The following is an 11,861-nucleotide window of genomic DNA, read 5'->3' as shown; positions in this document are numbered from 1 at the left end:
GTGCGAGGCGGAGTCACTTGCGCGATGTCGAGGCCGTTCTCAATGACCGTGAAGCGGGAGCGGTCGAGCCCCCATTCCACATATCGGTCGACCAGAAACTCACTGGGAGAGACGAAGAAGTCGGCGACCTCGAGAAGGCTGCGAACGAAATGCTCGCGACGCAGGAAGCGGGCCGGCGCGATCTCCGGGAAACAGGCATTGCAATCGGATGGCGACGCACGGTGGCAGAGCTTGCCGCCGCCCGTCTTCACCATCTGGCCATGATGGTGACAGATGGAGAGCAGCTCGTGGAATGTGATCACGATGATGCAATCCGGCAATGTCCGGCGAACGGCGTGAAGACATTCGAGGCCAAGCCCGATGAAGTGATGGAAGTGAACGACATCCGGCTTGAGATCCCGCAGAACGCGCAGAAAATCCCTCTCAAGCTCCTGAGTATTTCGATTTGAGATGAGGAAATGATCGTATTCATCGGCATGGTAGAGAATCTCTCCGTCCTTCTGACGAAGGCTCATGAGAGCCGTGCCGCTATGCCTGACCACAGGGTGGCCGACGCGGGCCAGGAAGCGGGATTCCGCTCCTTCAAGCCGATTGATTCCCTTATGCAGATTGTAGGCAGCGATTTCCGCGCCGCCGAGGGAGTAGCTTGGGTGGCCATGCGAAACGACCAGGACACGTCTAGGGGCTTTGGTCATCATCATCCCTGCATATTGTTGATCAGGAGCGACCACCGGCGGTCGAAGCTCCAGCGGTCGATATTCTGGGCCAGACGGCGCCACGGCATGCCTGCGGGGCCGCTTCCTTCGTCGGCCGAGATCATCTCCACATCCGGCAACCACACGGATGGCGTGCCAGCCAGCCGGAGCTTGAGGCAGAGATCGCGGCCCTTCTCGCTGGCGCTGAGATAGGATTTGCTGAAACCGCCGGCCGCCTGGAAGGCCGAGCGGGAGACGATGCAGCATGCCGCCGATCCCGCCATCACTTCCGTCGCCTGGTGGTCTCGGATCACATCGCGCGGATAGCCGATATACTTATCGACGAGGCCTTGCTCGCCTTCTTCGAGCCATGCCCCGGCAAAGCAGATGGAGTTGTCTTCATAGAGGATCGTCGGGCTGACGAGGGCCTTGCCGTTGCGCTTGCGGTAGGCGCGCTCGAGAGCTGACACCCAACCCTGATGACGCGGCAGAACGCCTGCGGAGAGAAGAATCAAGGTATCCGCAGATGTCACTTGCGCGGCGGCTTCGTAGGCATCGCAGGCGTCGTGGACCCCATCTGCCGCAACGAGGCGCACGTTGATTCCATAGAAACGCGAGAGCCGCTCGACCTCGGGCGCGATCGCCCCAAAACTCTCGGTCGGGGCGGATACGATGATCGGCAGTTCGCTCGCCTCGGGATCGAGGGCAAGAAGCGAGAGCGTGACGCCGGCCTCTTCCGCATCAAGGCCCGCTGCAAGCACCAGCACCTTGCTCTTTCCTTCATCATCAAATCCAAAGTCCCGGATTTCGACGATCTCGGGAGTTGCCTGAGCGAGAGATTGCATCATCGGGCCGATATGCCGGTCAATCGCGACGGAAGCAGCGGCCGTGCGATGATCCAAGGGCGCGACGAGACGCTCAAGTGTTCGCCGCGACAATCCTCTGACCGGCTTCAATGGATAAAACGCAACAGCCTCGTCTCCGATCACGAATTCGAAATAGACCGGAAGATCGTCGATCTTCGGAAGGTCGGGCACGAAGGCAAGAAAGCCATGGTTGCTTCGCTGGAGATCGAGACGTCCTTCGAACAGGGGATTGCGGTCGAAAGCCGTTGTGACATCCGGGCGTGAAAGGCGCGTCCAGGTCTCGTCGACGCGGACCGAGGCTGTTCCAACCCGAATATTGACCGATGAAGCCAGATTGTCGGGGTCCAGCATCCAGCCCGCAAGAAGAAGGCCACCGTCCGGCAGTTCGACCGCCATGTCCATGCCGATGCGCACAGGGTCCTGAAGGAACGATACCGTATCGCGGCCATCGAACCGTTCGCCGGCCCGGCGAAGCGCCTTCAGCGACTTCGGCTTTCCGACAACCCGCGTCAGGCCTTCACGGATGTGGGCCGGAACATCGGTCGAGGCCAAGTGCACGCATTGCTGGTAAACATCTAAAGCCCTCCAGCCGTCGCCGGAATTGAAGAGCACCTTTTCAATGGAGGCAGGATCGACGGCGCTTCCCGCATCGAGAATTCCGATGAACCCATTCCCATTCCCGCCGAGATCGGCGCGATGGACCGTTGCGGAGTTGAACTGAGCGGCGGCAAAGCCTCCGTCATGTGTCACGAGGACATTCACCTCATCGGCGGGAAAACCCATCGACCAGCCCTGCAGAAACAACTCGCCGGTGTCGAGGGAGCCCATGACCTCGATCCAGCCATCGTTCCGAGCGGCACTGCGCAGGATTGTAAGTGCGGTCTTCGAATGCTTCTGCGCGGTCTTGCCGGAAAGCAGGGTCTGAACAATGCCGTCCGCCACCTGCTCGAAATCGGTGGCGGCATCGCTCGCGATGATCTGCATCAGGTTGGCGAGCGGCACAGCCGGGCGGATCAGCGTCCTGCGCATTGGATGACCTTCTCGCCGCATGACGATGGACCGCAGGCGCACTTTATCGGCAAGTCTGATCGGCAGAACGGCAATGAAGCCGATGGCGGCATCCGCCGGCGCATTTGGTCGGTTCCATGTAACCACACGAGCGGTCATGGTCATGGACGGATCGCCATTCAATAAAACCGGGACAGCCTTCGGCAAAGCATCGGCCACTCCGCAGATCAGCACGAGATCGTCGCTGATCGGAGTGGCGAGGGCCGTTTCACCATCGACCGGAAGTTGGGCCTGCTCTTTCACGTGGTTGCCCCTGCTATTTCCTGTTTTTGTTTTCAATGCTCAGTACGCTGGATCGTTGTTATGTGAAGATTCTTCGCAGGACGATGAGAAGCGTCACCACGGCGCTGGCTGCTGAAAGTCCTCCAAGCGCAATGAGCAAAGCCACCGCTCTTCGGAAGGGCCGGTCGGCTGCCTTGCTGAGTTCCTCGATCCGCTTATCGAAATCGGCCAGAACCTGATCGAAGCGCAGGTGAAAGACCTCGATGTCGGAGACCCGCCTGGACAACTCGGCCTGCGTCGTAGTGACGGTGTCGAGCGCCGCGTTGATCCCGCTTTCCTGGGACGTGATTTCCTCGACCTGCTTGGCCGTGCTGCGCAAAGCTTCCGAGGCTTCCCGCTGCATCAGCTGAGACCGCCGTTGCGCTTCGATTAGCAGGTCCATGCGATCCAGGACGCGGTTGAGCGGAACGGAGATTGCAGCCTCGGCGGCCCGCTCGCCTTGGGTAGGAGATTGAAGAATGATCTCCTCGCCCGTCGATGATGAGACGGCGACAACTGTCAGGCTATCCGAGACATTCGCCAGCGACTCGGCAAGCTCGACCTCGAATGCATAACCGCCATCGCCGATTCCATTGCGCCGCAGATCGACGCGCGGAAGATCCGCGGTGGCGGAGGCAACCATGCGGCCTTCGAGCAGAATGCGGATCAGCAGCCGCTCGGTGGGAAGTGCAGGGTCCCACACCCAGCCGTAGAGGCGGCGCCCTTCGATGGCATCGAGACGCCCCTGGATGCGGGGAGAGGGAACCTGCTCACTCGCGACGATGGTGGACTTCTTTGCCTGGCTCATGCTGCACTTGCCTTGAATGCGATGACCTCGGCCTTGCCGCTGAGAGCGCGGTAGAGGCCGAGGTGCCGGTCAGCGACTTCGCCGATATGGGGAGGGCTATCGATGCCGCTGACCAGAGTTTCCCAAAGGCCGGGAGTATTCGCGGCCTTGCGAAGGGTGGCTGCCAATGCGGTTGGATCATCCGCGCGGACATGAAGCCCGTTCACGCCGTCGCGAACCGCCTCGGCCATGCCGCCGATATTGCTGGCGATCACGGGACGCCGGTGGAGAAAGGCCTCCTGAATGACGAGAGGCGCATTCTCCCACCAGATCGAGGGCATGACGACCCAATCGACGGCGGACATGAGCTGGGGAATCTCATCGCGCTTGTAGGAGCCCAAGGAGACGACATGAGGCTCGATCTCCCTCGTGAGATCTTGCAACTCGCMCATGAACTTATCCGTCTGAAACAGGGCGCTGCCGTGCAGGCGCAGCTCGAAGCCATCAAGACCTGCGGATACAACCTGCTGGGCGGCTTTCAGAAGTGTCGGAACACCCTTCCACGGATTGATGTTTCCAAAGTAGCCGAAGACAGGCCTTCTTCCGTCCGGGGAATCCCGATGAGGTGCAGGCTGAACGGCGGGCCGCCCATTGGCGACAACGTCAATGGAATTCTCATTCAGGCCCCAGGCCACATAGCGATCCTTGATAAAGTGGCTCGGCGCAATAAACCGGTGAACCTGACTGAACAAGGTTTTGATGAACTGCTCGCGCAGCAGGAACCGGTCGGCGGGAATATCTGGGAAGCACGCGTTGCACCGGCTGGGCGAGGCCTTGCTGCAGCGCTCGCGCTCTTTCGTCCGCATCATCAGTCCATCGTGGTGGCAGATGCCGTAATAGTCATGAAGGGTCATGACGATGCGGGCTTGCGGCACGATCCGGCGGATCAGCGCGAGCGTCTCGACGCCGATCAGCAGGAGATGATGGATGTGGACGACGTCCGGCCGGAAATCCTCAAGCAGGTTCACGAGATGAGGCACGATCCCGTAGGTATCGGTCTGGCTCAGGTAGAACCGGTCGAAGTTGCCGCTCCACATGATCACTTCATCGGGCGCGTCGCCGACGGATTGGAAGGCGGTTCCTGGCCGGGGCTCGCGATAGATCCGGTTCGTCGCGGCAAGAAACAGCGCTTCCACATTCCGGCGGGATTGCAATTCCTTGAAGAGATCGTGCGCGAAGATCTCCGTTCCGCCCGGATGAAAATCCGGATGATTGTGCGCGATGACCAGGACCCGCAAGCTCATGCAGGGCCTCCTGGCTTGGAGGCGACAATGATGTCCTGGTAATGACTGCTGGAGGTTCCGCGCCAGTGGCCGAGACTGACGAGGTCGACCTTCAGCCCGGCACCCTCGAGCGCCGACTCGACCATGCCCTGATCGAAGCCGATGGCGCCCAAAGGCGCGGCCGGATCGGCAATCCAGCTGCCTTTTTCTTCTCCGGCGAGGAAGTTCGGCCGCGCCTCCGCTCGCGCGACGTCGTCAGGCGAGACGATGAACGCCGTCAGGAAAACCCGTCCGCCACGGGCGAGAAGGCGGGAAACTTCATGGGCATAAGCGATAATTTCGCGATGAGGCAGGTGGGTTGCCACCGACACGAGGCTCACGAAATCGAAGCTTGCGTGGCAGAAGGGGAGGACCACCTCATCTCCGGCCATCGCGCCTTCAGGGTTGTAGAGCTCGTGAGCAATATCGACCTGGCAGAAACGGAAATTGCGGTAAACCGGTGTGATGTTCTGCACGCACCACTCGATGCCTTCCTTGACCGGGTCGATGCCTTCATAGGATGCGACGTCCGGATCGAGATATTGCGTCAAGGGAACAGCCATGCGTCCGATGCCGCAGCCGATATCGAGCACGCGGTCGGTGGATTTAAGACCACCCATGCGAACGAAATGGCCGAGATATTCGGCGCCGATGGCACGGTAGTTTCCGTCACCGACGAAAATCTTCTCAGGGTCGGGCTCAGGCAGGAAGCGATTGCGCTCGACCGATTGGGTCAGCCATTCCAAACGGGAATCCTCGGCGTCCTGCAAGGCTTTGGAATGAAGTTGCTCATTGAGCTGAAGATGGGCATTCATGCGAGGACGTTCCTTGCTCTGCGGGGGCGTGAGGACGGCTGCATGATGGCCGTCATGAGATCGTTCCAGCGGGTGGAATGAAGTGCGCAGTTGTACTGCCATGCAATGCCGCGCATATACTCGGCATTCAGGGACATCGATTTGCGCTCCAGATGATAGAGCTCGATATCCGGCGTGTAGGCTATCTTGCGCCCAGTCGCGGTTATTTTGAGGCAAAGATCGCTGTCTTCGTAATCGCCGATCACGTAATCCTCGGTGAAGCCTCCGACGCTCTCGAAAATCGCGCGGGTCGTAACGAGGCAAGCACCTGTGACGGCCGGAACGACGCGCTCCTCGCATGCCGGCGCATAATCCCGGGGCATGCCTTTATGAAAATGCTGGTTGAGCCAGCGGTTGCGATGATCGCGGCCGAAATACATGCCGGCATGCTGAATCGAGCCGTCCTCGAAGAGCAGCTTAGGCCCGATGGCTCCAACGCGTTGACGGCCATTGAGCCTCGTAACCATCGGCTCAAGCCATCCGGGACGTGTCGGGATGATGTCCGAGTTGACCAGTGCGAGCGTATCGCCCCGGCTGAGAGACACGCCGACATTATTGGCGCGCGCGTAGCCGCCGTTTCGTTCCATGACAGCGAGCGTCATGGGAAGGGCATAAATGAGGTGGAGTCCGTTGAGCAGATGCTCGACTTCCGCAGCCTGCTCCGGCGAATCCAGAACATAGACGAGTTCGGCATTGGCCCGGAACCACGGGTCCGTCGCGAATGATGCGATCTGGAAGCGTAAGAAATCGAGCGCCTTGTAGAGCGGTACGATAACCGAGATTTTCGGACGGCTGACCGGCGTCCCGATGTGCTGGACCTTCGGCTGCCCGATAACGGCCCGCGCCTGAAGATGCAGGCTCTCGATGACAGGCGAAAGGACATTCTGAAGGAGATGCTCGTCCACATGGTGCGGCGGCACCGAGCGGAGGGCCGCAGCACGGGCGGCAACCGGGTCCGCTGGCTGAACCTTCGGGACAAGGCTGTGAGTGGAACCCGATTTAGACCTGATCTGGAAGCGAGGTTGCGCAATCGAGACGGCATGCGAGAGAGCAGGCGCGAGGACGGCAAATCCGGTTGCGGGAAGGCGCGCGCCTTTTGATGCTCCGGCGACTTCGACAGGAAAGCGATGGAGATCATCGGTTAGATTCCGCCGCGCGTCTTGCGGTCCCAATGCTTCGAGACTTGCGAGAAGGCTGAGCGGGTCCCTGTACCAGCCGGTGACAAGGGTTCCGACAGGCGTCGAGAGCGCGGTGACAATTTCAGCGGACGGCGTCGAGGCGCTGCTTGCGATGGCCTTTGATTTCAGCGGAGAGCGCAGCTGGACTTCGACAGCGCCGGCCAGACCTGCCGGCGAGCGTCCTGACAGATCGATCAGAAGATTCTCGCGCAGACCCGGCGCGTTCTTCGCCTGCTCCCGAAGCCAGCGTTCGAACGAGGGAAGAGGAGCATTGCTGCGATGAAGCTTGCGAACGGAAAGCCCGTGCGATCCGACCAGAACCAGCTGCTCAACATCGCGCGCAAGGAGGTCAGCATCGGTCAGGATATGCAGGATGCTCTGACCCTCAGCTGCCTTCGATATGTGGGGCTGGCCGATGAGGCGTGTGATTCCGCTTGGGCCAATAGCGTAGATCGCGCCGATCTTGCCGAACTTCGTCGAGAGCAAGGTGTTCACGAGCAGGATGTCGTCCGCCGCCTGGGCAACGAGCGCTGCCGGCTTGGGAGCTGGCACAAGAACCTGGATGAGTGCGCGCAGCGTCTGGACGAAGCTGGAATTGCGCTGAAGATGGAACAGAGGTCCCCATACATTGAAGAGGGCTGAAGCCAGCGTGAGACGCCCGGCTTCATCGATCCCATCGAGCAGAAATTCAACGGCGGGGGATTCAATGGGTGCGTCGGTCTCAAGGGAGAGGCTGACCTCGAGGCCGACCGGCCCTGTGCTCAAAGCGATATCGAGACTGGCATCGGGCCGACGAAGGGCCCAGAGGAGGCGGCTTCCGCCATCGCGCCGCGCGAGCCGAAGAGACGCAAGAGGTGTCATGTCGAGACCGCTGACCGACAGCGTCGGACGCGTGATCTGAACCGCGTCGGGCAGGTCCCACGTCAACAGCAGAACGTCACGGCCGAGCAGAAATGCCTGGGGCTCGTCGAAATCTGAAAATGAATGAGAGATGGAAGCGGCAGCTGACATTTGGGGTCCGGTTCCAGAAAGGTGAGTGCCGCAGCCGGATGGCCGCAGCACTCATTGGCTTATTGAATGGTGAAGTAGTCGCCGAGATTGTTGTTCACGTCGTCGGCATCGACATTGACGAGCGTTACGGTGTCGCCGTTTCCAAGATCGACGATCGTGTTGCCGCCAACCTGCTGGATGCGCCCGGCGAGATCTTCTGCACTTTGAATGTCGGTGCCGTTGATGCCAGGAGAGATCTGCAGGACGTCCTGGCCGGCCTTGAAGTCAAGAACGACGTCATTGCCGCCGCCGCCGGTGAAGACGAACGTGTCGCCGCCGGAGCCACCGGAGAGGAGGTCATCCCCTTCGCCGCCCTCGAGCCTGTCGCCGCCGGAGCCGCCGCGAAGAATGTCGTCGCCAGCGCCGCCGCGGAGAACGTCGTCTCCGGATCCACCTTCCAGAATGTCGTCGCCTGCACCGCCGATCTGAATATCGTCGCCGTTGCCGCCGCGAAGGTAATCGTCACCGTCGCCGCCGATCTGAATGTCGGCACTGTTGCCGCCGAACAGAATGTCGTCGCCGGCGCCACCTTGCTGAACGTCAGCTCCAGTGCCACCGAACACGATGTCGTCGCCAGCGCCGCCGGAGAGCCAATCATCGCCATTACCGCCGAAGAGAAGGTCGTCGCCATCTTCGCCGAACAGCGCGTCGCTGCCGTTGCCGCCGAGGATCAGATCGTCGCCGCCATTGCCGAAGATTACGTCCGGGTTGTGCGTCCCTTGCAGGGTATCATCCAGTGCCCCGCCTCCAATTGTTGCCATTGCTGTCATCCTCGCTGCCAGCACCGGACGGCCCATGCCTCCAGGTGCGATCACCAACCGAATTGAAGCGCCACTTGCGCAACAACATTGAAACTGGGTGAGTTCTCTAGGTTCTAAAAATTTTCCCAGTATCGGATTCGTATATTTTAAGTAGTAGATTGTAAATCTTGCTCTAAAAATTTTATTTCGCAGTTATATATAGGTAAAAATCGTTAGTTTTGCTTGGTTATTGAGTGCGATATATTTGTTTATAGATTTTAAATTAGTTCGAAATTCTTATTAGATGTGGCAATGCATGCACCTGCCTTACGCGGAGCGCATGCATGTGAGGCCGATGCCAGGGCTTGGGAGTAGGCGAAGGATTATTCTTCGCGGAAGGCGCGCTCGAAGCTTTCCGTCAGCGGGCCCAGCAGATAATCGACAGCGCGCCGTGACCTGTTGAGGATCAGAACTTCCGCCGGCATGCCGGGATAAAGCACAGTCGCCGGATTGGCCGCCATGCTCTCGGGCAGTATTTCCGCGCGGGCGATGTAGTAGGGATTGTTCGTCCGGTCATCCATCTGCTGGTCGGCGGACAGATAAACGAGCTTGCCTGCGAGGGGCGGCGTGGTCCGGTTGTTATAGGCCGTGAGACGAACCTGGACCGGGGCGCCGATGCGGGCGGAATCGACATCGCGCAATTGAACCTTCGCTTCCACGAGCAAGGGTTCGTTCTCGGGAACGATATCCAGAATGGGCTGCCCTGCCGTGATGACGCTTCCAGGAGTGTGGGAGCGGATGTTCATGACCACTCCATTCTCCGGCGAGAGAACCTCGATTCGCTTCAGGACATCAGTCGAGGCGGTAATGCGCTCCACCGTATCGGCAAGTTCCAGCTGCGCCGTCTGGATTTCAGATGCGACCTGTTGCTGAAGATCGGTTCCAAGCGACAGAATCTCCAGCTCCGCCGCAGCCTTTGCCTGCTCCGCCTTTGCCTTGCGCGATGCAAGTTCGCCGGCGGCGCCCAGGAGCTGGCTTTCCCGCGTTTGCATTTCGGTCAGGCGCGGGCGAGGGGCGTAGCCTTTCTCGACCAGTGACGCGATGGCCTTGAGTTCGCGATCGTTCAACTCCATCTGGCGGGTATTCGCGCTCGTCTGCGCTTCCACGGCCGCGAGTTCCGCGACCTGTTGCGCGATCGTCTTTTCGTGAATCTCGACCTTCCGATCGAACATGGCACGGCGGGCTGTAAAGAATGTCCGCTCGGCTCGAATGATCTCTGCGGTCACGGGACTGCTGGAAGCCAGAAGGTCCGATGATAAGGCTAATTCCGTCAAGCCCGATTGTTCTGCGCGCAGGCGCACAAGGCGTGCCTCGAGGCCGATCCTTCTGGCATGCAGCTGATCGAGTTCCGCCTTCGCGCGCGTGTTGTCGAGGCGGAGCAGGGGCTGGCCGGCTTTCACGACTTCGCCTTCCCGTGCCAGAAGCATCTTGAGGATGCCGCCTTCCAGATGGCTGATGGTCTTGCGTTTCGAGTCGACAACGACGGTGGCCGTTGCAATCGCGGCGCTGTCCAGATGAGCCGAGTAAGCCCATGCCGTCATGCTGCCGAGGCCAAGGATGATCGTCGCCAAGCCTGCGATAACCGGGCCGCGATAGGAGGGGTCGCGGTGCCCGTCGTTCTCGACCTGATGCATCCACGAATGCTGGACGTCCGGCTGCTGGATCGTCGTCACATCGGTCGTGCGCGATGGGAGTCGAACGAGATTCTTCATGCGCTGCCCTTTCCGACGGCGAGAGGCTTTTCACCCGGAACGATGGTGCCGGCGATGGCTTGGCGTGTACCGAATTGGACGATCTTGCCCTCCTGGAGAACCATGAGCTTATCGGCGGTTTGCATGATCGACGGGCGATGCGCGATGAGGATGACGATGGCGCCGTCCGCCTTCATGCGGTCGATGGCGCGGATGAGCGCCCGTTCGCCATCCGTATCGAGATTGGCGTTCGGTTCATCGAGAACGATGAGGCGCGGATTGCCATAGATGGCGCGTGCCAGGCCGATACGTTGGCGCTGGCCGCCGGAGAGCGTGTAGGTGCCGTCGCCGATCCTGGTATCGTAACCAAGAGGCATCCGGCCGATCATGTCGTGGATGTCGGCAAGGCGGGCTGCTTCCAGAACGAGGCGCGGGTCCGCATCGCGCATGCGGGCGATATTCTCTCGGATCGTACCATCGAGGAGGGAGACGTTCTGCGGGAGATAGCCGACCATGTCGCCGAAGGAGCCACGCTCCCAGAGATAGACATTGTTCCCGTCAAGAAACACGCCGCCGGTCGTCGGCTTCGATACGCCGATCAGAAGGCGGGCCAGGGTCGACTTGCCTGCCGCGGACGGGCCGGCGATGCCGAGCACCTCACCCGGCGCGAGAGAGAAGGACAGGCCTTTGAGAATGGGAACGTCTGATCCCGGCAGGGCATAGACCAAGCGATCGACGACGAGGTCTCCCTGCGTGCGGGGCGTCGGCTGGGTCTCGCGCTGAGGGGCCTGGTTTTCGAGAAGGTCACATATCTTCTTCCAGGCCGCGAGCGCGAGAACCCATTGCCGCCAGCCGTCGATCATGGAATCGAAAGGCAAAAGCATGCGGCCCATGATGATGCTGGCCGCCGCCATGGAGCCCGGGCTGACTTCCTGCTTGATGACGAGCACTGCGCCGACGGAGAGAACCGCGACCTGCATGATGTAGCGGCAGGTGCGCGATGTCGACGCGAGGGCGCGGCCGCGCAGGTTTGCCACATCCATCAGGTCCTGGGTCTGAAACTGCGCTCTGCGCCAGCGCCGTGCCAGCGCGGGCAGCATGCCCATGGCCTCGATGGCTTCGGCATGCCGCAGGCTGCCGCTGATCTGCCCGAGATTCTGTATCGTCGATTCATTGGCGCGCTTCGTCGCGCGACGGGTCAGGAAATCGGACAACAGGCTCAGACACACGATGATGGTGGCCGAGAGAACCGCAACGAGCCCGTACATCCAGTGCAGGGCAAACAGCAC

The 11,861-nt window shown here is 60.5% G+C and carries 9 protein-coding genes; all 9 read right to left on the bottom strand.

Annotation, left to right across the window (positions count from 1 at the left end; translation table 11 throughout):
- The coding region (locus tag ACXJKO_RS25645; protein WP_457093891.1) for a glycosyltransferase at positions 1-695 on the bottom strand (695 nt) is incomplete at its 3' end.
- A 2-nt stretch (positions 696-697) separates the two neighbouring features.
- Positions 698-2,872: a glycosyltransferase family 2 protein gene (locus ACXJKO_RS25640; RefSeq protein WP_457093890.1), complete on the bottom strand. Its 2,175-nt coding sequence runs from the start codon at positions 2,870-2,872 to the stop codon at positions 698-700.
- 58 nt (positions 2,873-2,930) lie between these two features.
- On the bottom strand, positions 2,931-3,698 hold the full coding sequence (locus tag ACXJKO_RS25635; protein WP_457093889.1) for a hypothetical protein: 768 nt from the start codon (positions 3,696-3,698) through the stop codon (positions 2,931-2,933).
- Entirely contained in the window at positions 3,695-4,981 is a 1,287-nt protein-coding gene (locus ACXJKO_RS25630; protein ID WP_457093888.1) for a glycosyltransferase family 4 protein, read from the bottom strand. The genes ACXJKO_RS25635 and ACXJKO_RS25630 overlap by 4 nt, the downstream gene beginning before the upstream one ends.
- Positions 4,978-5,814 (bottom strand): class I SAM-dependent methyltransferase, encoded by an 837-nt coding sequence (locus ACXJKO_RS25625; RefSeq protein WP_457093887.1) that lies wholly within the window; start codon positions 5,812-5,814, stop codon positions 4,978-4,980. The genes ACXJKO_RS25630 and ACXJKO_RS25625 overlap by 4 nt, the downstream gene beginning before the upstream one ends.
- Entirely contained in the window at positions 5,811-8,042 is a 2,232-nt protein-coding gene (locus ACXJKO_RS25620) for a glycosyltransferase family 2 protein (RefSeq protein WP_457093886.1), read from the bottom strand. Before ACXJKO_RS25620 ends, ACXJKO_RS25625 begins: the two co-directional genes overlap by 4 nt.
- 59 nt (positions 8,043-8,101) lie before the next feature.
- Positions 8,102-8,842: a calcium-binding protein gene (locus ACXJKO_RS25615; RefSeq protein ID WP_457093885.1), complete on the bottom strand. Its 741-nt coding sequence runs from the start codon at positions 8,840-8,842 to the stop codon at positions 8,102-8,104.
- Between the two features lie 362 nt (positions 8,843-9,204).
- Complete coding sequence (locus ACXJKO_RS25610) at positions 9,205-10,593, bottom strand: HlyD family type I secretion periplasmic adaptor subunit (protein ID WP_457093884.1); 1,389 nt, start codon at positions 10,591-10,593, stop codon at positions 9,205-9,207.
- Positions 10,590-11,861: type I secretion system permease/ATPase (locus ACXJKO_RS25605; protein ID WP_457093883.1), on the bottom strand; the 1,272-nt coding region annotated here is incomplete at its 5' end. The genes ACXJKO_RS25610 and ACXJKO_RS25605, both read right to left, overlap by 4 nt.

Source organism: Microvirga sp. P5_D2 (genome assembly GCF_054049475.1).
Note: the sequence above shows the minus strand (reverse complement) of the source record. Positions and strands in the feature narration are given on the sequence as shown.